This is a genomic window from Acinetobacter sp. V116_7, assembly GCF_056735735.1.
Window position 1 is genome coordinate 12,812 of sequence record NZ_JBWZIF010000016.1, and the last position, 23,995, is coordinate 36,806.

Sequence of the window (23,995 nt, forward strand, 5' to 3'; positions counted from 1 at the left end):
GGGGCATTACGCCCCTTTTATTTATCTAGTATCTATTAAGATACTAGTTTTGGCTTACGCTCATTCGTTTCTGAACGTTTATGAAAATGTAGAACACCATCTTCAAATTTTGAATTTTTAAGCGACTTTCTATCTTCTAAATAGTTATTAGTAACTTGCCATGGAGCATGCTTACCTTGTTTTGGAAGTTCATGTGCCGCACGACTGATATAACCTGAAGATAATTTACCCATTACAGTATCTTCTTCCATTTCAGTCTTATCACCAGACGGAACTACTTCATCATAACTATTTTTGTCCATATAGTTTAACAAGCGACAAATATATTCCGCAGCGATATCAACCTTAAGCGTCCATGATGCATTTACATAACCAATAATCATGGCCATATTTGGTACATCACTCAACATCACGCCGTTATAAAGCATATGTTCAGATGAATTAAGAGCTTTACCATCAATAGTAGCCTGAACCCCACCCATAATTTGCACTTGCAAACCAGTTGCAGAAATCACAATATCCGCATCAAGATGTTTACCAGATTTAAGTAAAATACCTTTTTCAGTAAATTTCTCAATTTGATCTGTTTCTACACTCGCTTTACCTTCACGCAAAATCTTAAATAAGTCACCATCTGGTACCACACATAGACGTTGATCCCAAGGATTGTATGAAGGTGTAAAATGCTTCATATCAACTTTACCCTTTAACTGCACTTCAATTGCTTTTAAGAGTAAACGACGTACAGTCTTTGGATGCTTCTGAGACAATGCATAAATAGCGCGCTGCATACCAATATTACGTGCACGGGTAAATTTATAAGCCGCTTCTTCAGACATAAATTTACGCGTTTTTTCATAAATAAAGTCGATAGACGGTACACTAGCAATATACGTTGGTGAACGCTGCAGCATCGTTACATGACCAGCCCCACCTTTCGCCATTGCTGGTACTAAAGTAATCGCTGTTGCGCCACTACCAATAATAACGACCTTTTTACCTGTGTAATCTAAATTTTCAGGCCAATGCTGCGGGTGAATGATCTGCCCTTTAAATGCTTCTTGATTTGGGAAACAAGGCGCATATCCTTGATCATAGTTATAGTAACCAGTACACCCTACAACAAAATTAGCAATCCAAGTCTGTTGTTTTTTCTTGCTATCTTCAATTACAACCTGCCATTTCTTTGATTCAGAATCATAATTAGCAGAAAGTACACGATGACCAAAGTGAATTTTTTCTTTTAATTTATATTCATCAATAACTTCGCCTAGATATCCTTTAATAGAAGCACCATCAGCTAATACATTCGCTTTACACCACGGCTTAAAATTAAAACCAAATGTGGACATATCTGAGTCTGAGCGAATACCTGGATAACGGAAAAGATCCCATGTTCCACCAAAAGATTCACGACGCTCTAAAATTTCAAATTGGCGTTGTGGAGAATTTTTTGATAAATGGGCAGCAACTCCAATTCCTGAGATACCTGCGCCAATGATTAAAATATCAACTTGCTTTTCCATTTTATTTTTATACCCATTGTTGAGAATATAAGTTTATTAAAGCACAATTTTGACAATACACAATGTCAAGTTTGACCATTTATCCGTTTTTTTATGTCACTTGAGGACATTTTTATAATTTTAGTAATTATCAAAAATAAAAAAGACCGGTATAAAACCGGTCTTTTTTGAATAAAATCAATTATTCAGCTGAAGTATTCACTTCACGATCTACTAGCTCAACGTAAGCCATCGGTGCTGCATCACCAGCACGGAAGCCCGCTTTAAGAACACGTAGATAACCGCCGTTACGTTCTTTGTAACGAGGGCCGAGTACGGTAAATAATTTACCTACAGTTGCAGCATTACGAGTACGAGCAAATGCTAAACGACGATTTGCTACAGTATCGTTTTTTGCTAGAGTGATTAAAGGCTCAGCAACACGACGTAATTCTTTAGCTTTAGGAACAGTTGTTTTGATCAACTCGTGTTCAAATAAAGAATTAGCCAAGTTTTGGAACATCGCTTTACGATGGCTGCTTGTACGGCCTAATTTCACACCACTATTACGATGACGCATGGTGATAGTCCTACTTAATTAACGGCTACGATAGGCAAAACGGTCGTCCATACGAAGACTAGCTGGTGGCCAGTTTTCAAGACGCATACCGAGTTGTAAGCCTTTCGATGCCAAAACATCTTTGATCTCTGTTAACGATTTTTTACCAAGGTTAGGAGTTTTTAACAACTCAACTTCAGTACGTTGAACAAGATCACCAATGTAGTAAATATTTTCTGCTTTCAAACAGTTAGCAGAACGAACAGTAAGCTCTAGATCATCTACTGGGCGAAGCAAGATTGGGTCAACTTCTTCACGAGGCTCTTGAGCAACTGGAGTTTGGTCTTTCTGAAGATCAACAAAAATTGCAATTTGTTGTTGCAAGATTGTTGCCGCTTTGCGGATTGCTTCTTCAGGATCAACCGTACCATTTGTCTCGAGGTCGATTACCAGTTTATCTAAATCGGTACGTTGTTCTACACGCGCATTTTCAACGGTGTAAGAAACACGCTTAATCGGGCTATAAGAAGCATCTAATTGCAAACGACCAACAGGACGTGTTTCACCTTCAGGGAAACGAGAATCAGATGTTTCATAACCACGACCTTGAGCAACCTTCAAGCGCATTTTTAATGAGCCTGAAGCACTCAAAGTACCGATCAAATGTTCTGGGTTAACCACTTCAACATTATGAGGTAAACGAAGGTCAGCAGCAGTAATTTCGCCAGGACCTTGTTTCTCTAATGTTAAATATGCTTCATTTTGATCGAACAGCTTAATAGACAATCCTTTTAGGTTCAGCAAGAGCTCGACGATGTCCTGCTGCAAGCCTTCTAAAGTACTGTACTCGTGCTCGACACCTTCTATCTCTACTTCAACCACAGCAGCGCCAGGTAAAGAAGACAATAGAATGCGACGTAAAGCATTACCTAGAGTATGGCCAAAACCACGCTCTAAAGGTTCTAGAATCACTTTTGCCGAGGTCCCGCTAACCGCTTCGACCTTGATCGCTTGCGGAGTTAGAAACTCGTTTGCAGTACGCGTCATTATTGCTACCTCAAGGATTATTTAGAATACAATTCTACAATCAAGCTTTCATTGATTTCAGCAGGTAAATCAGCACGATCTGGTGCAGCTTTAAACGTACCTTCAAGCTTAGAATGATCAACATCGATCCAAGCTGGAATACCACGTTGTGCAGCTAACTCAATCGCGTTTTTAATACGCAATTGTTGTTTAGCACCTTCGTGAACCGCAATTACATCACCAGCTTTAACTTGAATAGATGCGATGTTTACACGACGACCATTCAAAGTAATGCTACGGTGACTTACTAACTGACGAGCTTCTGCACGTGTAGAACCAAAACCCATGCGATAAACAACGTTATCAAGACGGCTTTCAAGCAATTTCAACAAGTTCTCACCTGTTGCGCCTTTAACACGAGCTGCTTCTTTATAGTAGTTACTAAATTGACGTTCTAACACACCGTAAATACGACGGACTTTTTGTTTTTCACGTAATTGTAGTGAATACTCAGATTGCTTACCACCGCGTGCCTGACCATGTTGACCAGGTGCTTTGTTAGCTTTTTTAGTTTTGACGTCAAAAGGTTTAACGCCAGATTTAAGTTGCAGGTCTGTCCCTTCGCGGCGAGAGAGTTTGCATTTTGGACCAATATAACGAGCCATGAATGTTTCTCCTTACACGCGACGTTTTTTAGGTGGACGGCAACCGTTGTGAGGAATTGGCGTCACATCGGTAATGCTGTTAATTTTATAACCCACTGCGCCTAATGCACGAACCGCAGACTCACGACCTGGACCAGGACCTTTTACAAGGACATCCAGATTTTTCAAACCGTAATCTAAAGCTGCTTTACCAGCAACTTCAGCAGCTACCTGAGCAGCAAACGGAGTTGATTTACGTGAACCACGGAAGCCTTGTCCACCAGAGGTGGCCCAAGCCAATGCATTACCTTGACGATCAGTAATCGTAACAATGGTGTTATTAAAAGACGCGTGAATGTGTGCAACACCTTCAGAGACGGTACGAGTGACCTTCTTGCGTGTGCGAGTATCTTTAGCCATCTTTTAGCTTCCAGAAATCTTACTTTTTAATCGGTTTGCGCGGACCTTTACGGGTACGTGCGTTAGTTTTGGTGCGTTGACCACGGACAGGCAAGCTGCGACGATGGCGAAGGCCGCGATAGCAACCCAAATCCATTAAACGTTTAATGTTCATGGAAATTTCGCGACGTAAGTCACCTTCGGTAGGAACCTTAGCAACTTCTGCACGAATCGCATCAAGCTGAGCATCGTCCAACTCACGGATCTTAGTAGTTTCAGTAATACCAACTGTAGCTAAGATATTCTTAGCAGTATGGCGACCGACACCAAAGATGTAAGTGAGGGAGATAACAGCATGCTTGTTATCCGGAATGTTTACACCGGCAATACGAGCCATTCACTTTCTCCAAAAAGGCAGTAGAGATAATCAACCGCCCCACAAAATCTTGAGGGGCGGATATTAACCCAATTCGCCTACTGAAATCAACAGGTCTTGATTAGATTAACCTTGACGCTGCTTATGACGAGGTTCTGCGCTACAAATTACGCGAATAACCCCATTACGACGGATAACTTTACAGCTACCACAAATTTTCTTTACAGAAGCTTGTACTTTCATGATGAAACCTCTAAGTGCGCTTATCCCTTAGGATGAGCAGTCGTTTTTCTCATTAATGTTTGATTATCATATTGATGAGATGTTAAGTGCGCTTGTAGCTGAGCCATAAAGTCCATAACAACGACAACTACGATTAGTAATGATGTACCACCCAAAGAGAATGGGATTCCAAAAGAACTTTGTAGAATCATTGGCATTAAACAAATGACCGTAATATAAATCGCACCAATAAACGTCAAACGATTAAGAATATGATCTAAGTAACGAGCAGTTTGCTCACCTGGGCGAATACCAGGCACATAAGCTCCGCTGCGTTTTAGATTTTCTGATACTTCCTTAGGGCTAAATACTAAAGCCGTATAAAAGTAACAGAAAAAGATAATTAACGCACCAAAGAGCACCAAATACAAAGGCTGTCCAGGCGACAATACTAAAGCTAAATCTTGTAAGCTACGTTTAATTAATCCAGCATTTGCATCTGCACTTCCTACCCATTGACCAAGACTCGCTGGGAACAATAGTAAAGAACTTGCAAAAATCGCAGGAATCACACCAGCCATATTAATTTTTAATGGCAAATGTGTCTGCTGTGCTGTAAATATACGACGACCCTGTTGCTTTTGTGCATAATTTACTGGAATACGACGTTGTGCTTTTTCAATAAACACAATGGCAGCCAGCACACCTACAGACAAAAGACCAAAGATCACAAGACCAATTAAGCTTGTCTGACCATTATCTACTGATGAAACTGATTGCATAATTAATTTAGGCAAACCAGAAACAATACCAGCAAAAATAATCATTGAGATACCGTTACCAATACCTCGTTCAGTGATTTGTTCACCTAGCCACATTAAGAACATAGTTCCAGCGACAAGTGAAGTAACCGCTGGTATATAAAACTCAAGACCAACTGACAGAGTAATACCCTGACCAATCAAACCTGCGCACATACCAACTGCCTGAACCACTGCAAGCAACAACGTACCCTGACGCGTATATTGATTAATTTTACGCTTACCTTGCTCACCTTCCTTTTTCAAGGCTTCTAGTGAAGGAATTACCGTAGACATTAACTGCACAATAATTGATGCAGAAATATAAGGCATAATTCCTAAAGCAAGAATAGACATTCGCTCTAAAGCACCGCCAGAAAACATATTGAATAGCCCAAGAATAGTTCCTTGGTTCGCATGAAATAAATTTTCTAACGCAGCATTATTAATGCCTGGTACTGGAATATGCGCTCCTAGTCGAAAGACCAGCAATGCACCGATTAGAAAACTCATCCGGCGAATAATTTCACGATATTTCACGTGAAATGGCTGACCTTTCATCATGTTGACATGACCTGAAGAACTAGGAGACATAGACACTCGAGATTACTCCTCGACTTTGCCGCCAGCTGCTTCAATTGCAGCTTTAGCGCCTTTAGTCAATGCAACACCTTGAACAGTGAATGCACGAGTGATTTCACCAGAAAGTACGATACGAGCACGAACTTGGTCACGACGAACAACATTCGCAGCTTTCAAAGTTTCTAGGCTAACGATGTCGCCTTCAACTTTGCTTAACTCAGATAAACGTACTTCAGCAGTTTTTAAAGCGATTTGGCTAGTGAAACCGAATTTAGGTAAACGACGATAAATCGCTGTTTGACCGCCTTCAAAGCCTGGACGAACGCCACCACTTTTACGTGATTTTTGACCTTTGACACCACGGCCACCAGTCTTACCAACGCCAGAACCGATACCACGGCCTAAACGACGGTTTTCACGTTTTGCACCTTCCGCAGGCGCAAGCTCATTTAAACGCAGAGTCATGGCTTATTCCTCTACACTAACCATATAGTAGACTTTGTTGATCATACCGCGGTTAGAAGGCGTATCTTGCACTTCTACAGTATGACCAATACGACGCAGACCTAAACCTTGTAAGCAAAGCTTGTGATTTTTCAAGCGATGTGAAGAAGATTTAGTCTGGGTAACTTTAATCGTTTTCATGATTGATTACCCTTGAATTTCTGCTACTGATTTACCACGTTTCGCAGCGACTTTCTCAGGAGAAGTCATATCACGCAAACCTTTGAAAGTTGCGTTTACTACGTTTGCAGCATTAGTAGAACCATAACATTTAGCAAGTACGTTATGCACGCCCGCAGCTTCTAGAACGGCACGCATTGCGCCACCAGCGATTACGCCAGTACCTTCAGAAGCAGGTTGCATGTATACACGGCTTGCGCCATGACGAGCATTCACAGGGTGTTGTAAAGTAGTACCTGCAAGGTCTACAGTAATCATGTTGCGACGTGCAGCTTCAAGTGCTTTAGAAATAGCAGCTGGAACTTCACGTGCTTTACCACGACCAAAACCAACACGACCATTACCATCACCCACAACAGTTAATGCTGTGAAAGAGAAGATACGACCGCCCTTAACAACTTTGGCTACACGATCAACGGCAACCAGCTTTTCAACAAGACCTTCGTTTTGTTCAACTTTAGCCATGATTAGAACTCCAAGCCGTTTTCACGAGCAGCATCAGCCAAGGCTTTGATACGACCATGATATTTAAAACCAGAACGGTCAAATGCAACTTTAGTTACACCAGCTGCTTTCGCGCGTTCTGCGATTAAAGCACCTACTTTAGTAGCCGCGTCTACATTACCTGTAGTACCGCTACGTAAAGATGCATCCAAAGTTGAAGCTTGCGCTAAAACTTTGCCACCATCTGCTGAAATAACTTGAGCATAGATGTGACGCGGAGTGCGGTTTACACACAAACGAGTCGCACCCAATGCACGGATGTGCAAGCGTGTGCTTTTCGCACGACGCAAACGGGTTTGTTTCTTTTCGTTCATAAGAACCTCGCGCCTTATTTCTTCTTAGCTTCTTTACGAAGAATGACTTCATCCGAATAGCGAACACCTTTACCTTTATATGGTTCAGGAGCACGATACGCACGGATTTCTGCCGCTACTTGACCTAACAACTGCTTGTTTGCTGATTTCAAAATGATTTCAGTTGCAGTTGGAGTTTCCGCTGTTACACTTTCAGGTAAAGCGTAGTCAATTGGGTGTGAGTAACCAAGGTTAAGGTTTACAACAGTACCCTTAACCGCAGCTTTATAACCAACACCAACTAGCTGCAACTTACGTTCGAAGCCTTCACTAACCCCTTTTACAAGGTTATTCAATACAGCGCGAGCAGTACCAGCTTGCATCCAAGCATCTTTCGATTCTTTAACTGGAGCAAGTTGAAGTTTACCTTCTTCCTGTTTTAGCTCGACCAGCGCATGCAGGTTGAAAGACAACGTACCTTTGCTGCCTTTCACTTCGACCTGCCGGCCGTTCTGAGTAACTGTTACACCATTCGGTACAGTTACTGGGGCTTTAGCCACACGAGACATGAGGAATCACCTATTAAGAAACAAAAGCAATAACTTCACCACCAACGCCCGCAGCACGTGCAGCGCGATCAGTCATGATGCCTTTGCTTGTAGAAACAATTGCAATACCTAAACCTTGCTTAACGCTTGGAAGTTTATCTTTACCACGGTATTGGCGAAGACCTGGACGGCTTACGCGCTTAACCATTTCGATAACTGGTTTGCCTTCGAAATATTTTAAAGTAATTGTCAAAGTAGATTTTGTCTCTTCTTGAGCAACTTCTACGTTTGAAACATAACCTTCTTGTTGAAGTACGTTTGCAATTGCAACTTTCAACTTAGAAGAAGGCATAGAAACAGTTTGTTTCTTAGCCATTTGTGCGTTACGAACACGTGTTAGCATGTCGGCAACGGTATCTTGCATACTCATTTAGTCGCTCCTTACCAGCTTGCCTTAACAACGCCTGGTACATCACCCTGCATTACTGTGTCACGTAATTTGTTACGGCTTAAACCGAACTTACGGAAGTAACCATGAGGACGACCAGTTAAACCACAACGGTTACGAAGACGTACCGGAGATGCATTACGTGGCAACGCTTGTAACTTTAACATCGCTTCGAAACGTTCTTCTTCACTTGCATTTACGTTTGCAATCGTAGCTTTTAATTCAGCACGTTTTGCAGCGTATTTAGCAACTGTTTTTTCGCGTTTCAATTCGCGATTAACCATACCTTTCTTAGCCATATCGACCTCTTATTTGAACGGGAAGCCGAATGCACGCATAAGCGCACGGCCTTCGTCATCGGTGCGAGCAGTCGTAGTAATAGTAATATCCATACCACGAATACGATCAATCTTATCGAAATCGATTTCAGGGAAAACGATTTGCTCTTTCAAACCCATTGAGTAGTTACCACGACCATCAAATGATTTCGAAGAGAAACCACGGAAGTCACGGATACGAGGGATTGCGATTGAGATCAAACGGTCCAAGAATTCGTACATTTGGTCGCCACGTAAAGTAACTTTACAACCAATCGGCCAACCGTCACGGATTTTAAAACCAGCGATAGATTTGCGAGCAAGTGTAATTACTGGTTTTTGACCAGCAATTAATTGCATGTCGACTACAGCGCCATCTAATAATTTCTTATCAGTTGCAGCTGCGCCTACACCCATGTTTAGGGTAATTTTTGTGATGCGTGGAATTTCCATCACGTTCTTAATGCTAAGTTCTTCTTTTAACTTTGCTTTAAGTTCATCATTGTAACGTGCTTTAAGTCTGGCCATTGCCTTTTCAACCTATTACTTCGCTACCGCCACTGATTCACCATTTGATTTATAAACGCGAGTTTTCACGCCATCAATCACTTGGTAACCAACACGGTCAGCCTTCTGGGTTGTAGCATTTAAAATTGCCACGTTTGAAATATGAAGCGAAGCTTCTTGAGTAACGATACCGCCTTCAGCGCCAGTTACACGATTCGGCTTTTGATGCTTCTTCACTAAGTTAAGGCCTTCAACCTTAACGCGGTCTTCAGAAACAGACAATACAGTACCCTGTTTGCCTTTTTCTTTACCTGCGATCACGATAACTTGATCGCCTTTTTTAATCTTAGCCATGATTGCCTCTTATAGAACTTCAGGAGCCAATGAAATGATTTTCATGAACTGTTCAGTACGAAGTTCACGAGTCACTGGTCCGAAGATACGAGTAGCAATCGGAGCTTTGTTGTTGTTCAGAATAACTGCAGCATTATCATCAAAACGGATCACAGAACCATCTGGACGACGAATGCCGAATTTAGTACGAACTACAACCGCATTCATCACGTCACCTTTTTTAACACGTGCGCGTGGGATTGCTTCTTTTACAGTAACTTTAATAATGTCGCCAACAGAAGCATAACGACGATGTGAACCACCAAGTACTTTAATACATTGTACGCGGCGAGCACCACTGTTGTCTGCTACGTCGAGCATAGTTTCGGTTTGAATCATTGCCCTACTCCAAAACCGAGCATCACCGGTCACAATTTCGAAAGGCTCAAAGAGTACTCGAAATTGACCGATGATGCAACAAGAACGTCGAATTACTCAGCAGCTGCTTCAACTACTTCCACTAAAGTCCAAGCTTTAGTTTTAGAAATTGGGCGGCTTTCTTTGATTGTCACAACATCACCAATTTTAGCGACATTGTTCTCATCATGAGCGTGTAACTTAGTTGAACGGCGAATTGACTTGCCATACAACGGGTGTTGAACGCGGCGTTCAATAAGAACAACAATAGATTTATCCATTTTGTCACTTACGACTTTGCCGGTTAACGTGCGGACTGTTTTTTCACTCATTGTCCGTTCCCCTGTTTTTCGGTAAGGAGTGTCTTAATACGAGCAATTGTCTTACGAGCAACTTGCACTTCGTGCGATTTACCCAACTGACCAGTTGCTTTCGCCATACGAAGACGGAATTGGTTAAGCTGTTGCTCATCAAGCAAAGCTTTCAACTCTTCTACCGACTTTTCACGTAAATCTTTAGTTTTCATTACATTACCGTCCGAGTCACGATAGTGGTTTTAAACGGAAGTTTAGCAGCAGCTAAAGCAAATGCTTCACGCGCTAATTCTTCGTTCACACCTTCAATTTCGTACAGGATCTTACCTGGTTGGATCTGGCAAACCCAGTATTCCACGCTACCCTTACCTTTACCCATACGCACTTCAAGAGGCTTTTGAGTAATTGGTTTATCTGGGAATACGCGAATAAAGATTTTACCACCACGCTTAATACGGCGGCTAATAGTACGACGTGCAGCTTCAATCTGACGCGCAGTCATACGACCACGTTCAGTTGCTTTGATTGCAATCGAACCAAATGATACTGTACTACCACGATGCGCTAGACCAGTATTACGGCCTTTGTGCACCTTACGGAATTTGGTACGTTTAGGTTGCAACATGGATTATTCTCCCTTGTCAGCAGCACGGTCACCGCGACGACCACGACGCTCTTGACCTTCACCACGACCACGACCACGTTTAGCTGGACGATCTTCAGCAGGAGCAGGGTTCATGACTTGTTTCATGCCACCTAAAATCTCGCCACGGAAAATCCAAACTTTAACACCAATCGTACCGTAAGTTGTTTCTGCACGCATAGTTGCATAATCAATGTCTGCACGTAATGTATGCAAAGGTACACGACCTTCACGATACCATTCAGTACGAGCAATCTCTGCACCACCTAAACGGCCAGACACTTCAACTTTGATACCTTTAGCACCAGCACGCATAGTGTTTTGAACCGCACGCTTCATAGCACGACGGAACATTACACGCTTTTCTAATTGAGAAGCGATTGCTTCAGCAACTAAACGCGCATCTAAGTCTGGGCGATCAATTTCATTGATACTTACTTGCGCAGGAACACCCATAATGCTGGTAAGTTCGCGCTGTAATTTCTCAATATCTTCGCCTTTTTTACCGATTACGATACCAGGACGAGCTGTGCTAATTGTTACTTTAGCAGCGCCTGATGGACGCTCGATAAGAATATTGCTGATCATCGCATTCTTAAGTTTTTTAGTTAAAAACTCACGAACTTGAAGATCTTTAAGCAAGTATTCAGCGTATTGTTTCGGACTCGCATACCAGTTAGCGTTATGACGTTTCACAACACCTAGGCGGATACCGATTGGATGAACCTTCTGACCCATATCAAACCCCTACCTTAACGGTGATGTGACAAGTACGCTTCGTAATACGATCTGCACGGCCTTTAGCACGTGGCATAATACGTTTAAGGCTAACACCTTCATCAACGTAAATCGTAGAAACTTTAAGATCGTCAACATCTAAACTGTTATTGTGTTCAGCGTTTGCAATCGCAGATTCCAATGCTTTTTTTACTAAAACAGCAGCTTTTTTGTTGCTGAAGTTTAAGATATTTAAAGCATGCGCAACAGATTTGCCGCGAATAAGATCTGCAACCAAACGTGCCTTTTGTGCCGAGATAGCGGCACCGCGTAATTTAGCAGTTACTTCCATCATGACACCTATTAACGTTTAGACTTCTTGTCAACACCGTGACCACGATAGGTACGAGTTGGCGCGAATTCACCGAGTTTATGACCAACCATATGCTCAGTAACAATTACTGGAACGTGATTACGACCATTATGAACAGAAATTGTTAAACCAACAAAATCTGGAAGGATCATCGAACGACGAGACCAAGTTTTAATCGGCTTGCGAGAGTTACTAGCAACAGCCGCTTCAACCTTAGCGAACAAGTGCGCATCGACGAATGGGCCTTTTTTCAGAGAACGAGGCATTAGTCAGATTCCTTTACTTGACGCGACGGTCGCGAATAATCATCTTAGTCGTACGCTTATTGGTACGTGTCTTGTACCCTTTAGCTTTTTGACCCCATGGGCTTACAGGTTGAATACCTTTGTTACGCCCTTCACCACCACCGTGCGGGTGATCAACTGGGTTCATCGCCATACCACGTACGGTAGGACGAACACCACGCCAGCGCGCAGCACCAGCTTTACCCAATGAACGAAGGTTGTTTTCTTGGTTAGAAACTTCACCAATTACAGCGCGGCATTCAACATGAATTTTACGCATTTCGCCTGAACGAAGACGAACAATCGCGTAAGAACCATCACGACCCAACAACTGAACAGAAGCACCAGCAGAACGCGCTAATTGCGCACCCTTACCAATTTTAAGTTCAACGTTATGAAGGGTAGAACCGATAGGCATGTTACGAAGTGGCAAGCAGTTACCTGGACGAATTGGAGCATCGTTACCAGATTGTACTTTATCGCCAGCACGTAAGCCTTTAGGAGCAATGATATAACGACGCTCACCATCAGCATATTTCAACAAAGCAATATGTGCTGTACGGTTAGGATCGTATTCAATGCGCTCTACAACAGCTGGGATGCTGTCTTTATTACGCTTAAAGTCAACGATACGATAGTGTTGCTTATGACCACCACCAACGTGACGAGTTGTAATGTGACCGTTATTATTACGACCACCAGTACGTTTTTTTGCTTCAACCAACGGTGAGTAAGGCGCGCCTTTGTGAAGGTGGTCATGAACCACTTTCTCTACAAAGCGACGTCCTGGAGACGTTGGCTTACATTTTTGAATCGGCATAATTTTCGTCCTTATTCCGCTGCGCTTTCAGCGGTATCGCCCAAGTCAGCCATTTCAACATCTTGGCCAGCTTTCAGGGTGACGTATGCTTTTTTAACATCAGAACGACGTCCTAATGTTTTACCAAAGCGCTTAGTTTTACCTTTAGTAATAGTAGTGTTAACTTTAACAACTTCTACACCAAAAAGTTTTTCAACTGCTTTTTTAACTTCAAGTTTAGTAGCATTAATATCTACTTTAAATACTTGAACGCCAACAGTATCACCTAAAACTTGTGCCTTTTCTGAGAAGACTGGTCCTTTAAGGACTTGATAGATACGTTCGTTGTTCATCCGAGTTCTACCTCAATTTTCTTAGCAGCAGCTACAGACATCACAACTTTATCAAACGCGATCAAGCTTACAGGATCGATTGCAGTAGCATCCACCACATCTACATGCGGAAGGTTGCGTGCTGCAAGATATAAGTTCTCATCTACAGCTTCAGTAACGATCAATGCACGAGCGGCATTTAAATCGCCAAGCTTTGCAAGCAATTCTTTAGTTTTTGGAGCTGCAATAGCAAACTCTTCAACTAGTACAAGACGATCTTGGCGAACAAGTTCAGCTAAGATACATTGCATTGCACCGCGATACATTTTACGGTTTACTTTTTGAGACCAATCTTGTGGACGAGCAGCAAAAGTTTTACCACCACCAACCCAGATTGGGCTACGAGTAGAACCCGCACGAGCACGACCAGTACCTTTTTGACGGAATGGTTTTTTACCACCGCCAGAAACGTCTGCACGTGACTTCTGAGCACGAGTACCTTGACGACCACCTGCTAAGTAAGCAGTAACAACTTGGTGTACAAGAGCTTCGTTAAATTCACGTCCGAAAGCAACTTCAGACAATTCAACAGCAGAGCCGGAAACAGTTTTCAAATTCACGGTATTTCCCCTCAGGCCTTGATGGTAGGACGTACAATCACGTCACCGCCAGTTGAACCAGGAATTGCACCTTTAACAACTAAAACAGAACGTTCAGCGTCAATAGATACGATTTCAAGACCTTGTACTGTTACGCGTTCATCACCTAAGTGACCAGCCATTTTTTTGCCTTTGAACACGCGACCAGGAGTTTGGTTTTGACCTGTAGAACCTAATACACGGTGAGAAACTGAGTTACCGTGAGTAGCGTCTTGGGTACGGAAGTTCCAACGTTTAACACCACCTTGGAAACCTTTACCTTTTGATTGACCAGTTACGTCAACTACTTGACCAACTGTGAACAAATCAACACCAATAGTACCGCCAACTTCACGACCTTCAAGCTCAGCTTCAGTAACACGGAACTCTTTAACTAAACGACCAGCAGCAACACCAGCTTTCGCGAAGTGACCTTTCTGAGCGTTAGTTACGCGAGATTCGCGACGTTCACCAGTAGTTACTTGAACAGCTTGATAACCATCAGTTTCAAGTGTTTTGATTTGCGTAATGCGGTTTGGATCGACTTCGATGACTGTAACAGGTACAGAAACACCTGCATCTGTAAAGATGCGAGTCATACCACATTTGCGACCGACTAAACCAATAGCCATGTGCATAAACCTCTAAAAAAGCGGCCTAATTAACTTAAAAGTTAATCAACCGAAAGCCTTAACCCAAAGCGATCTGAACATCAACACCAGCCGCAAGATCTAATTTCATCAATGCATCAACAGTTTTATCTGTAGGTTGAACGATGTCGATCAAACGTTTGTAGGTGCGGATTTCGTACTGGTCACGCGCATCTTTGTTAACGTGCGGTGAAGTAAGAACGTTGAAGCGTTCGATGCGAGTAGGCATCGGAATTGGACCACAAACTTGTGCGCCAGTACGCTTAGCGGTTTCTACGATCTCTTGAGCAGATTGATCAATCAGACGATGATCAAAAGACTTCAAACGGATACGAATTCTCTGGTTAGACATACCAGTAAACTCCAAGCCAAACATATAAAGAATCACCTTTGACGCATCTCACCCATTGGTAAGTGTCAAAGGCAGTGAAAATCACTAAGGTCATGATCGATGCCACGACTGTAATGCACATTTACCACTTTCTTCGCAGTAAATGCCCCTCCTATTGAGGGTCGCTCATTATAACGATTGTTTAAGTCTTATGCAATTCTCTTTTTCTATTTTCTCCACAAAACCTGCTTTAATCGAGTATAGGGAACTAAACTAAGCACTTATTACAAATTCAATCGCTTTATTTAGAAGTTGATTACCTTGTTCAAATTTTTGTGCTTCGGAAGAATATAGTTCACGCGTAGATTGAACATATTCTCCATCAAAAATAGAAAGCTCTTCTTCATCTTCAAGTAAAAGCGCTAGAGCTGCTGGTGTCATCTCTGGATGGAACTGAAAACCCAGTACATTTTTTCCAATCTGATACATCTGATTGCGACAGGCCTGATTTTCAGCCAAATGTATAGCACCTTTAGGTATTTCAAATGTCTCGCTATGCCACTGCATCACCTTTATCTTCTCTGGTAATGGGAAGCTTTCTTGAGGTAGATTCGCAACTCTCTGAACTGTTGACCATCCAAGTTCCTGATAGCGATTACGGCTTACCGCAGCACCTAACGCATTAGCAATTAACTGCCCCCCTAAACAAAGACCAATAGCTGGCTTTCCCGCTGCCAAATAACGGCGCAACCATCTTTTTTCTATTTTTAGCCATGGGAAGTTTGCCTCATCATTTACACTCATGGTGCCACCCATGACCAATAGTAAATCAACCTCATCAATTCGAGGTAAAGCTTCTATTTCAAGTGACCGATCAACCGGAAGTGCAAAAAACTCTGTAGAGCTAATTGTCGCGTGGTGGGCTTTTAAAAATGAATAACAACTTCCAAATCCCTCACCCGCGATATGTTGAAAATAGTGAACACGTAAATGCGACTTCATGCGCTTAAACCTATTGTTGTTAGAATGTTGTAGTGGTCTTTGCAAAAATAAAGCCAAGTTTTTATTTTATGAGCCTACTGTAACGAAACGTCTTATAAAACTTCGTAAATCTAGCGAAGAATCTAAATTTCTCTTAATCTAACTTTATTATTTAAAATGCAAAGCACTATGAAAAAGCATAACGACTTCCAGACTCGCCTCATTCATGCACAAAGAAAGGCTCCACAATTTATTGAAACAGTGCAACCACCCTTATTTCGTGCATCTACTATTATTTTTAAATCAACTTCGCACCTTTTTGATCGTCATTGGACGGATGACTATGACTATAGCTATGGGACACATGGCACCCCCACTACCTTCACCTTAGGCGACAATATTGCGCAAATTGAAGGTGGATTGCATTGTTTGCTTGCACCAAGTGGCTTATCAGCAATTAATGTTGTGAACTCAGCATTTTTAAGCACTAATGATGAAGTATGGGTACCAGACAACATTTATGGACCAAACCTTGAGCATTTAAATCATCTGCAAAATCAATATGGCGTTATTGTCAAAGTGTACAACCCTATTGACGCCTCAAGCTTCCAACCAACTGAAAGAAGTAAACTGTTGTGGTTAGAGGCAGCAGGCTCAGTTACTTTAGAATTTCCTGATCTTAAGAATCTAGTCAAAAAAGCCAAAAAATACGGTGTATTAACGGCGCTAGATAACACTTGGGGAGCCGGGCTTGCGTTTAATGCTTTTAATTTTTCTGATGAACATCTATCAGTCGATTTAACCGTGCATGCACTCACCAAATATCCGAGTGGCGGCGGTGACATCTTAATGGGTAGCATTGTAACTCGTGATGAGAAACTTCATCACCGCCTATTCCGTACGCATGCCATTTTAGGTATTGCAGTTTCAGGAGACGATGCAGCTCAAGTCCAACGTAGTCTTGCTCATATGTCTTTACGTTATGAACAACAATCAGCCAATGCTCAAACTTTACTTAAATGGCTAAAAAACCAATCTCAATTTGCACAAGTTCTACATCCAAGTGATGAGGCCGCCCCAGGCCATCAATATTGGCAAGAAATCTGCATAGATAGTCAAAGTGCTGGTCTAGTCAGTGTTATTTTCAAACCTGAATATGACATTACAGCAGTACGTCGCTTCTGCGATGCCTTAGCGTTATTTAAGCTTGGTTTTAGCTGGGGAGGACCCGTTAGTCTGATTATGCTTTATGATTTAAAAATGATGAGAAAACTTGAGAATACACATTTACAACAAGGATTATTGGTTCGCTTCTGTATAGGACTAGAAGATCCACAAGATTTAATACAAGATATCGAAAATGCACTGAAACAACTGTAAAAACGACAAGATCATAGTGACTCGAACCACAGGATAAAAATATATGGGTACACCGATTGTTATTGCTAAAAATATTAATGACACATCCAAAGAAATTGTTTTACTTTCCCAGTTTGCTAACCGCCATGGACTTATTGCAGGCGCCACGGGTACAGGTAAAACAGTTACGTTAAAAGTTCTAGCAGAGAGTTTTTCTCGAATTGGTGTACCGGTATTTCTTGCCGATGCTAAAGGTGATGTTTCGAGTCTCGCAAAAGCCGGAGAAGCTTCAGATAAATTTAATGAACGACTAAAGCTTTTGCAGATTGATAGCGTTCCTTTCGCAGCTAATCCAGTTGTTTTTTGGGATTTATTTGGCCAACAAGGCCACCCTATTCGCACTACCATTTCTGAAATTGGGCCAATTTTATTGGCTCGTATGCTCAATTTAAATGATACTCAAGAGGGTGTGCTATCTGCTGTATTCCGTATTGCAGATGACCAAGGTCTACTATTAGTAGATTTTAAAGATTTAAAAGCCATGATCACTTTTGTGAGTGAACATTCAGCCGAGTTTAAAGCAGAATATGGCAATTTATCTCCAGCAAGCCTAGGCGCTATTCAACGCAATTTACTCGCCCTTGCTGACCAAGGTGGAGAGCAATTTTTTGGTGAACCTGCTTTAAATATTTTAGATTTTATTCAAACCGATGCAAATGGTCATGGCTACATTAATATTCTTGCGGCTGACAAGCTCATGAATACACCTAAGCTATATGCCACTTTCCTTTTATGGATGCTTTCAGAATTATTTGAACAGCTTCCAGAAGTCGGTGATATGGATAAACCTAAACTTGTGTTTTTCTTTGATGAAGCTCACTTATTATTTGACAATGCCAGCCAAGCACTCCAAGACAAAATTGAACAAGTTGTACGTTTAATTCGTTCTAAAGGAGTAGGTATCTATTTCATTACCCAAAATCCACTCGATTTACCTGAAAGTGTTCTAGGTCAACTTGGTAATCGCGTTCAACATGCCCTACGCGCATTTACCCCTAAAGATCAGAAAGCGGTAAAAACCGCAGCAGATACTTTCCGAGCCAATCCAAACTTTAAAGTTGATGAAGCGATTACTGAACTTGGTGTTGGTGAGGCACTCATTAGTTGCCTAGATGAGAAAGGTACTCCACAAATTGTTGAGCGTGGTTGGGTCATGCCTCCTTACTCTGCATTTACACCAATCACTCCAGAAGAGCGTCAAGCTTTAATCTCACAAAGTATTATTGCTGGAGTTTATGAGCAGGTTGTAGATCGTGATAGCGCCTATGAAATGCTACAAAATAAAGTGGCTGAACGCAAACAGCAGCAACAAAATGCCGAGCTTGCAAAACAACAAGCGAAAGAGCAAGAAACCCTAGCAAAACAGCAGGCGAAAGAGCAAGAAAGATTGGCACGTGATCAATTAAAAGAGGAAGAACGAGCAGCACGTGAAAGAGCAAAACTCACCCAAGATATTGTTGGAACTTTTGCAAAAAGTGCTGCGCGCAGTTTAGGAGGAAGTACAGGTCAAAAACTTGTTCGAGGCCTACTTGGCTCTTTATTTGGTAAATAAAAAATATTTAATAACATAACGTTAATTTAAGGGGATTTTATATCCCCTAATTTTTTTATGGTTTTTCTCGAAAAGCTATTGCCATTAATTTTTTAAAGATGTATTTTAAATACATCTTATATAGCCAGATAAATAAGGTCTAGCCATGACTCCACAACAAATTGAACTTGTTAAATCTACTGTACCGGTTTTACGTGAACACGGTGTTACGCTGACTACATACTTTTATAAGCGTATGCTGAATAACAATCCCGAATTAAAAAATGTTTTTAACTTAGATGACCAAACTAGCTTACGTCAGCCACGTGCGCTTGCAGCTGCCGTTCTTGCTTATGCAGAAAATATTGAGAACCCTACTGTTCTAGCTAAAGCTGTTGAACGTATCACCACTAAACATGTGAGCTTGGATATTCAGCCTGATCAATATGCAATTGTTGGTGACAACCTACTTCATTCAATTAGTGAAGTACTTAACGTGCCATTTGAATCAGAACTTATCGAAGCGTGGAAACAGGCTTATCTACAATTGGCCGATATCTTGATTGGCGTTGAAAAACAAAAATATGAACAACTTGAGAGCTTAAAAGGTGGATGGGCTGGCTGGCGTCCATTTGAAATTACACAAATTGATCCTCTTGAATCTGGCAAACGTTTCACTTTAAAAGCAACTGATCATGAGGACATACTAACCAGTCCTGCAAATGCTTTTATTTCGGTAAAAGTACAAGTCCCAGAGCAACAGCTTGAACAGCCGAAAGCTTTTAAATTTACAGAAGCTCAAGAAAATAACTCATATCACTTTGAAGTTCAGCCTGAAGAAAACCATACTGAATTTTCAGTTTCGAACATCTTGCTTGAGCATTATAGAGTTGGTGATCAAGTACAGGTTTCAGCTCCTTTAACGCTGTAATGTAAAAACCTCTTGCCTGAAAGTTTTCTTATTTAAACTTTCAGGCTAAGATGATCATCCTTTTTCTCTTCCATTTTTGGTGATCATGCAGCTTAATAAATTTACCGATTATGCATTACGAATATTAATGTATGTTGCACGCCCAAGTGATGCACCCTACACGATTGCAGAAATCGCGAAAGATTTGCATGTTTCACAAAACCATCTGGTTAAAGTTGTTCACTTTATGGGCAAACAAGAATGGATTATTACCATTCGTGGAAAAGGCGGTGGAATTCGCTTAAACCCAGATGCACTTAACTCCAATTTAGGTTCAATTGTTCGAATATTACAAGGCGACAATCAAATCGTTGAATGCAATACACCACCTTGTGTATTACGCAGTCACTGTGGTTTAAAAGGTATTTTAGATCAAGCTCTAGAGAGCTTTTATCAAAGCCTAGACCAATACACACTCGGAGAAGTTTTGCAGCAGTCAAAATCTGCTCCTACTAACTCCCCTATTGCCTTTTTAGAAATCTAACTTCTATTGATTTTCATAAGTTGATTTATTGAAAATTAGCAAGAATACCCAAGCTCCTTTATACTAGGCGCGAGCCCTCTCATTTAAAAAGTTATTTTTTATGCGTCGTAGTGAAAAATCGAAAGACACCAAAGCCAGACTCGCACCCAAGCAAAAGATCAGCTATGAAAAAGCACCAGATCCGGCGATCACAGCCTATGCTGTGCAATCTCTAAACTGGTTACGCCAAGCTGAGTTTCTAATGAGTGCACCTAAATTGGCACTTTGTGTTGAAGATAGTGGCTACGAAATTGCTTTTGCAGGACGCTCAAATGCTGGTAAGTCTAGTGCTATTAATGCATTAACCAATCAGAAACAACTTGCCCGTGCTTCTAAAAAGCCTGGTCGTACTCAGATGATTAACTTCTTTAGTCTAGGTAATCCTGATCAGCGTTTAGTCGATCTTCCAGGTTACGGTTATGCAGCTGTACCTGAAGATATGAAAAAGGTATGGCAAAAGGAATTAGAAAACTATTTAATTCACCGTAAAAGCTTACAAGGCTTAGTCTTACTTATGGATATTCGCCATCCTCTACAGCATTTTGACATGATGATGCTAGAGTGGGCTTATTCGCGTCATTTATTTGTTCATATTCTCTTAACGAAAGCAGATAAACTTAATCGTGGTCCTGCAAATAAAGTATTGCTTGAAGTTAAACAACAACTTAAAAAAATGAAGCTTGATTTTTCCATTCAGCTTTTCTCTTCACTTAACAAATTAGGTTTGGAAGAGCTTGCAAGTGTCATGGGTGGACGTCTGCATTTTACGCTAGATCAACAACCAGAATTTGATGTCGATTTAATCCCTGAAGCGACAGATGAAGATGCTGAAAGCTAATTTGTCATAACAGATACAATTTTTTCATTAAATTTATACTCAATTGTCCCCTATTGCTAAACACAAATGTAGGGGCTTTTTTTATACTCGTTATAACTTCATCGAGTTAAAAATCAGGACTAAATGATGAAATTGTTATCTTTTTTGAAGAACAAGGCTTTAGGTTCTTCTATTGATTATAAAATTCTTCCACGTAAAGTGAAATTTGACTGGAAAGATACCCCTGTCGACTGGATTCCTAATCAGCCTTTCGCAAGTTATTTTATTAATGAGATTAATAACATCTTGCCTGCTGGAGAGTTCTGGTTTTGCCGTTTGTATAACAAGGTTTTACCGCAAATCACAGATGAAAAACTCAAGCAGGATGTACAAGCATTTATACGTCAGGAAGCTATGCATGCCAATGCACATACTTCTGCCAATAAAGAATATTTAAGTGCGCGCAATATTGATATCCAGAGAAATCTGGACATTATGAATTATCTATTTACCAAAGCCTTAGCAGATAAGCCTTTCGATAAAGAAGTCCCTCAAGCTCTACAAGAGCAATGGGACCTTTTCCGTTTAGGCGTTATTGCCACTGTTGAACATATGACCTGTGTATTAGGCAAATATGCTCTATATAATAAGCGCTGGGAAGAATTAGGCGCTGACCCTGAAATGGTCGATCTGGTTAAATGGCATGGTTCAGAAGAAATTGAACACCGTACCGTAGCCTTTGATTTGTACCGCCATTTGGGTGGTGGATATATTCCACGCTACTATTTAAGCCTCGCAGTGATTGTACTGGTACTGGGTTTATGGGTAGACGGTGCTGCACATATTATGAAACAAGACCCTCGTTTTGCTGATGCAGCCAAGTCAAGATTTTTCCCAGTATGGGTTGCTATAGAATGGCTTAAGATTAGTCGCAAAGATAACCAAGTATTACCAAATCCATTTTGGCTTATTGCTCAACAAATTGATTACCTCATGCCTTGGTATGATCCAGTAAAAGAAGGTAGCACTGAAGATGCGGTTAGTTATTTATCGCAATCTCCAGCAGCAAAAAGAGCAGAACTTCAAGCTGCTTAAAAATAAAAAAGCAGGATTTTAAATCCTGCTTTTTTATTTCGAGATATTAGACACTGATATCTTTATCTTTGGTATAACGATCTACAACCACACTAATCATCATATCGCCCTGTACATTTACCACCGTTCTCACCGTATCTAGTAAGCGGTCAATTGGCAGTAAAATGGCAATTGCTTCAGCTGGTAAACCTACCGATTGTAAAACCATAATCATAGTCACCATGCCAGCGCTCGGAATTCCAGGAGCACCAAGTGATGCAATCATTGCTGTTAAACACACGATAATTTGCTGTGTCAGGTTTAAATCTAGTCCCACTAAATTTGCCACAAACAGTGCAGCTGCCGCCTCATATAAAGCAGTACCATCCATATTAAGCTGCGTGCCAAGTGGGATAACAAATCCCGCTGTTTGAGGACGCACGCCTAAGTTTTCTTGTGCACACTTCATGCTAAGCGGCATCGTGGCAGAGCTAGAACTGGTTGCAAATGCTGTAATTAATGCTGTACGTGTCCCTTTGAAAAAAGTCCAAGGGCTCATGCGACCAAAAATCCAAAGTAAGAGGGGTAAAACAACAGCACCATGAAAAATGGTTGTGCCTGTTACAACAACTGCAAACTCAGCCAAGCGACTTAATACTGAAATGTCTTCGGTTGCCATCAACTTTGCTAATAAAGCAAAAATACCCAAAGGTGCTAATTTCATGACCCAGCCAACGAGCAGCATCATCATTTCAAAGAACTGGTGGCTCAATACACGAATACTTTTAAAACGTTCCCCACCCTGCACCAAAGCAACACCAACAAATAAAGCAAAGACCACAACGGCTAAAACGTTACCATCACTAAATGCTTTAAATGGGTTAATTAAAGTATTTTGAATAAAATTTGTGAAAAAACTTGCTGGGTTTAAACTATCTGGTGCTTGATAATTTTGCATAGATGTCTGAAAAATAGAAATATCTATGCCACGCCCCACCTCAAATAAATGAGCACAACTAATACCTAAAATTAGGGCTAAAGTCGTTGTAGTTAAACAGCATAAAAATGTGATTTTCCAGACTGGCCCTAACTGTCCGCCCGCTTGTAGGTTTGATACCCCCACAACAATCGAACTGAAAATTAAAGGCACCAAAAGCATTTTAAGAAGCCCTATAAAAACACTACTTAATATTCCAAGCCCATATAAACTATGTTTTACAAAAGCTGTGTCTGGATACATGGTGAGTAGGAAACCAAAGGCTAAACCTAAAATGGCGGCAATCAGAATTTGTGTATTTAAGTTCATATCAGCATTATTTTTTTCAGTTGGCATACCTATTTACAATATGACATGAGGTTGCTTTTCATTCGAGCAATTTTTTGTCACATCGTTCCCATTAAAAATAAAAAAGCCATCTGGTTAGATGGCTCTTCA

Annotated in this window: 36 protein-coding genes and 2 pseudogenes; 7 read left to right on the top strand and 31 right to left on the bottom strand. The window is 41.2% G+C overall.

Features of this window, described 5'->3' with window-relative positions:
* Positions 1-35: 35 nt before the first annotated feature.
* The 30 genes and pseudogenes from AC1PJP_RS07350 to AC1PJP_RS07495 all read right to left on the bottom strand — a co-directional run bounded on the left by AC1PJP_RS07350 (position 36) and on the right by AC1PJP_RS07495 (position 16,247).
* Positions 36-1,526, bottom strand: coding sequence for a flavin-containing monooxygenase (locus tag AC1PJP_RS07350; protein WP_479766746.1), 1,491 nt, complete (start codon positions 1,524-1,526; stop codon positions 36-38).
* Positions 1,527-1,707: 181 nt separating this feature from the next.
* On the bottom strand, positions 1,708-2,085 hold the full coding sequence (rplQ, locus tag AC1PJP_RS07355; protein ID WP_002049717.1) for a 50S ribosomal protein L17: 378 nt from the start codon (positions 2,083-2,085) through the stop codon (positions 1,708-1,710).
* Between the two features lie 18 nt (positions 2,086-2,103).
* Positions 2,104-3,111: a DNA-directed RNA polymerase subunit alpha gene (locus tag AC1PJP_RS07360; RefSeq protein ID WP_003653641.1), complete on the bottom strand. Its 1,008-nt coding sequence runs from the start codon at positions 3,109-3,111 to the stop codon at positions 2,104-2,106.
* 17 nt (positions 3,112-3,128) lie between these two features.
* Positions 3,129-3,755 (bottom strand): 30S ribosomal protein S4, encoded by a 627-nt coding sequence (rpsD, locus tag AC1PJP_RS07365; RefSeq protein ID WP_005301294.1) that lies wholly within the window; start codon positions 3,753-3,755, stop codon positions 3,129-3,131.
* Positions 3,756-3,767: 12 nt separating this feature from the next.
* Positions 3,768-4,154 carry a 30S ribosomal protein S11 gene (rpsK, locus tag AC1PJP_RS07370; RefSeq protein WP_001040166.1) on the bottom strand — a complete coding sequence of 129 codons (387 nt, stop codon included), beginning with the start codon at positions 4,152-4,154 and terminating at the stop codon, positions 3,768-3,770.
* Positions 4,155-4,173: 19 nt separating this feature from the next.
* On the bottom strand, positions 4,174-4,530 hold the full coding sequence (rpsM, locus tag AC1PJP_RS07375; protein WP_004789609.1) for a 30S ribosomal protein S13: 357 nt from the start codon (positions 4,528-4,530) through the stop codon (positions 4,174-4,176).
* Positions 4,531-4,635: 105 nt separating this feature from the next.
* Positions 4,636-4,752, bottom strand: coding sequence for a 50S ribosomal protein L36 (gene rpmJ / locus AC1PJP_RS07380; RefSeq protein ID WP_000867907.1), 117 nt, complete (start codon positions 4,750-4,752; stop codon positions 4,636-4,638).
* 20 nt (positions 4,753-4,772) lie between these two features.
* Positions 4,773-6,092, bottom strand: a complete 1,320-nt coding sequence (gene secY, locus AC1PJP_RS07385; RefSeq protein WP_171056864.1) for a preprotein translocase subunit SecY — start codon at positions 6,090-6,092, stop codon at positions 4,773-4,775.
* A 45-nt stretch (positions 6,093-6,137) separates the two neighbouring features.
* Positions 6,138-6,578 carry a 50S ribosomal protein L15 gene (rplO, locus tag AC1PJP_RS07390; protein ID WP_004789613.1) on the bottom strand — a complete coding sequence of 147 codons (441 nt, stop codon included), beginning with the start codon at positions 6,576-6,578 and terminating at the stop codon, positions 6,138-6,140.
* Between the two features lie 3 nt (positions 6,579-6,581).
* A complete protein-coding gene (gene rpmD / locus AC1PJP_RS07395) occupies positions 6,582-6,758 on the bottom strand; it encodes a 50S ribosomal protein L30 (protein ID WP_000849088.1) in 177 nt (58 codons plus the stop codon).
* 6 nt (positions 6,759-6,764) lie between these two features.
* Positions 6,765-7,262 (bottom strand): 30S ribosomal protein S5, encoded by a 498-nt coding sequence (rpsE, locus tag AC1PJP_RS07400; protein WP_003653653.1) that lies wholly within the window; start codon positions 7,260-7,262, stop codon positions 6,765-6,767.
* Positions 7,263-7,264: 2 nt separating this feature from the next.
* Positions 7,265-7,615, bottom strand: a complete 351-nt coding sequence (gene rplR / locus AC1PJP_RS07405) for a 50S ribosomal protein L18 (RefSeq protein ID WP_003653654.1) — start codon at positions 7,613-7,615, stop codon at positions 7,265-7,267.
* 14 nt (positions 7,616-7,629) lie between these two features.
* The gene (gene rplF, locus AC1PJP_RS07410; protein WP_005301272.1) at positions 7,630-8,163 is read right to left on the bottom strand and encodes a 50S ribosomal protein L6; all 534 of its coding nucleotides are present in this window, start codon (positions 8,161-8,163) and stop codon (positions 7,630-7,632) included.
* Positions 8,164-8,176: 13 nt separating this feature from the next.
* The gene (gene rpsH, locus AC1PJP_RS07415) at positions 8,177-8,572 is read right to left on the bottom strand and encodes a 30S ribosomal protein S8 (RefSeq protein WP_004789617.1); all 396 of its coding nucleotides are present in this window, start codon (positions 8,570-8,572) and stop codon (positions 8,177-8,179) included.
* Positions 8,573-8,583: 11 nt separating this feature from the next.
* Positions 8,584-8,889: a 30S ribosomal protein S14 gene (rpsN, locus tag AC1PJP_RS07420; RefSeq protein ID WP_004789619.1), complete on the bottom strand. Its 306-nt coding sequence runs from the start codon at positions 8,887-8,889 to the stop codon at positions 8,584-8,586.
* A 9-nt stretch (positions 8,890-8,898) separates the two neighbouring features.
* A complete protein-coding gene (rplE, locus tag AC1PJP_RS07425) occupies positions 8,899-9,435 on the bottom strand; it encodes a 50S ribosomal protein L5 (RefSeq protein ID WP_004789621.1) in 537 nt (178 codons plus the stop codon).
* A 15-nt stretch (positions 9,436-9,450) separates the two neighbouring features.
* Positions 9,451-9,768, bottom strand: a complete 318-nt coding sequence (rplX, locus tag AC1PJP_RS07430; protein ID WP_002116820.1) for a 50S ribosomal protein L24 — start codon at positions 9,766-9,768, stop codon at positions 9,451-9,453.
* Positions 9,769-9,777: 9 nt separating this feature from the next.
* A complete protein-coding gene (gene rplN, locus AC1PJP_RS07435) occupies positions 9,778-10,146 on the bottom strand; it encodes a 50S ribosomal protein L14 (protein ID WP_001982634.1) in 369 nt (122 codons plus the stop codon).
* A gap of 92 nt (positions 10,147-10,238) precedes the next feature.
* Positions 10,239-10,496, bottom strand: coding sequence for a 30S ribosomal protein S17 (gene rpsQ, locus AC1PJP_RS07440; RefSeq protein ID WP_001291845.1), 258 nt, complete (start codon positions 10,494-10,496; stop codon positions 10,239-10,241).
* Positions 10,493-10,690: a 50S ribosomal protein L29 gene (gene rpmC / locus AC1PJP_RS07445; RefSeq protein ID WP_000849928.1), complete on the bottom strand. Its 198-nt coding sequence runs from the start codon at positions 10,688-10,690 to the stop codon at positions 10,493-10,495. Before rpmC ends, rpsQ begins: the two co-directional genes overlap by 4 nt.
* On the bottom strand, positions 10,690-11,103 hold the full coding sequence (gene rplP, locus AC1PJP_RS07450) for a 50S ribosomal protein L16 (protein WP_002049688.1): 414 nt from the start codon (positions 11,101-11,103) through the stop codon (positions 10,690-10,692). Before rplP ends, rpmC begins: the two co-directional genes overlap by 1 nt.
* Positions 11,043-11,859, bottom strand: a pseudogene (rpsC, locus tag AC1PJP_RS07455) (30S ribosomal protein S3). Before rpsC ends, rplP begins: the two are co-directional and overlap by 61 nt.
* A 1-nt stretch (position 11,860) precedes the next feature.
* Entirely contained in the window at positions 11,861-12,190 is a 330-nt protein-coding gene (rplV, locus tag AC1PJP_RS07460) for a 50S ribosomal protein L22 (protein WP_004639524.1), read from the bottom strand.
* Positions 12,191-12,201: 11 nt separating this feature from the next.
* Positions 12,202-12,477: a 30S ribosomal protein S19 gene (rpsS, locus tag AC1PJP_RS07465; RefSeq protein ID WP_001138119.1), complete on the bottom strand. Its 276-nt coding sequence runs from the start codon at positions 12,475-12,477 to the stop codon at positions 12,202-12,204.
* 13 nt (positions 12,478-12,490) lie between these two features.
* Entirely contained in the window at positions 12,491-13,315 is an 825-nt protein-coding gene (gene rplB / locus AC1PJP_RS07470; protein ID WP_004789629.1) for a 50S ribosomal protein L2, read from the bottom strand.
* A gap of 11 nt (positions 13,316-13,326) precedes the next feature.
* Entirely contained in the window at positions 13,327-13,647 is a 321-nt protein-coding gene (rplW, locus tag AC1PJP_RS07475; RefSeq protein ID WP_003653662.1) for a 50S ribosomal protein L23, read from the bottom strand.
* Positions 13,644-14,246: a 50S ribosomal protein L4 gene (gene rplD / locus AC1PJP_RS07480; RefSeq protein ID WP_003653663.1), complete on the bottom strand. Its 603-nt coding sequence runs from the start codon at positions 14,244-14,246 to the stop codon at positions 13,644-13,646. Before rplD ends, rplW begins: the two co-directional genes overlap by 4 nt.
* An 11-nt stretch (positions 14,247-14,257) precedes the next feature.
* Positions 14,258-14,896, bottom strand: a complete 639-nt coding sequence (gene rplC / locus AC1PJP_RS07485; protein WP_004639526.1) for a 50S ribosomal protein L3 — start codon at positions 14,894-14,896, stop codon at positions 14,258-14,260.
* Between the two features lie 58 nt (positions 14,897-14,954).
* Positions 14,955-15,266 (bottom strand): 30S ribosomal protein S10, encoded by a 312-nt coding sequence (gene rpsJ, locus AC1PJP_RS07490; RefSeq protein WP_000070912.1) that lies wholly within the window; start codon positions 15,264-15,266, stop codon positions 14,955-14,957.
* Between the two features lie 252 nt (positions 15,267-15,518).
* Entirely contained in the window at positions 15,519-16,247 is a 729-nt protein-coding gene (locus tag AC1PJP_RS07495; protein WP_004789634.1) for a type 1 glutamine amidotransferase, read from the bottom strand.
* 168 nt (positions 16,248-16,415) lie between these two features.
* On the opposite strand from AC1PJP_RS07495, the gene AC1PJP_RS07500 reads away from it, so the two are divergent.
* The 7 genes and pseudogenes from AC1PJP_RS07500 to AC1PJP_RS07530 all read left to right on the top strand — a co-directional run bounded on the left by AC1PJP_RS07500 (position 16,416) and on the right by AC1PJP_RS07530 (position 22,581).
* Complete coding sequence (locus tag AC1PJP_RS07500) at positions 16,416-17,606, top strand: PLP-dependent transferase (RefSeq protein WP_111855008.1); 1,191 nt, start codon at positions 16,416-16,418, stop codon at positions 17,604-17,606.
* A 43-nt stretch (positions 17,607-17,649) separates the two neighbouring features.
* Positions 17,650-19,197 (top strand): helicase HerA-like domain-containing protein, encoded by a 1,548-nt coding sequence (locus tag AC1PJP_RS07505; RefSeq protein WP_479766747.1) that lies wholly within the window; start codon positions 17,650-17,652, stop codon positions 19,195-19,197.
* Positions 19,198-19,227: 30 nt separating this feature from the next.
* Positions 19,228-19,340 (top strand): annotated as a pseudogene (locus AC1PJP_RS07510) (hypothetical protein); the annotation flags it as partial.
* 2 nt (positions 19,341-19,342) lie between these two features.
* The gene (locus AC1PJP_RS07515; RefSeq protein ID WP_107882025.1) at positions 19,343-20,107 is read left to right on the top strand and encodes a globin domain-containing protein; all 765 of its coding nucleotides are present in this window, start codon (positions 19,343-19,345) and stop codon (positions 20,105-20,107) included.
* 85 nt (positions 20,108-20,192) lie between these two features.
* Positions 20,193-20,630 carry an RrF2 family transcriptional regulator gene (locus AC1PJP_RS07520; RefSeq protein ID WP_479766748.1) on the top strand — a complete coding sequence of 146 codons (438 nt, stop codon included), beginning with the start codon at positions 20,193-20,195 and terminating at the stop codon, positions 20,628-20,630.
* Between the two features lie 100 nt (positions 20,631-20,730).
* Positions 20,731-21,507 (top strand): ribosome biogenesis GTP-binding protein YihA/YsxC, encoded by a 777-nt coding sequence (gene yihA / locus AC1PJP_RS07525; protein ID WP_479766749.1) that lies wholly within the window; start codon positions 20,731-20,733, stop codon positions 21,505-21,507.
* A gap of 123 nt (positions 21,508-21,630) precedes the next feature.
* Complete coding sequence (locus AC1PJP_RS07530) at positions 21,631-22,581, top strand: metal-dependent hydrolase (protein WP_151988639.1); 951 nt, start codon at positions 21,631-21,633, stop codon at positions 22,579-22,581.
* A gap of 46 nt (positions 22,582-22,627) precedes the next feature.
* On the opposite strand, the gene AC1PJP_RS07535 is transcribed toward AC1PJP_RS07530, so the two are convergent.
* Entirely contained in the window at positions 22,628-23,893 is a 1,266-nt protein-coding gene (locus AC1PJP_RS07535; protein ID WP_005301217.1) for a dicarboxylate/amino acid:cation symporter, read from the bottom strand.
* Positions 23,894-23,995: the final 102 nt, after the last annotated feature.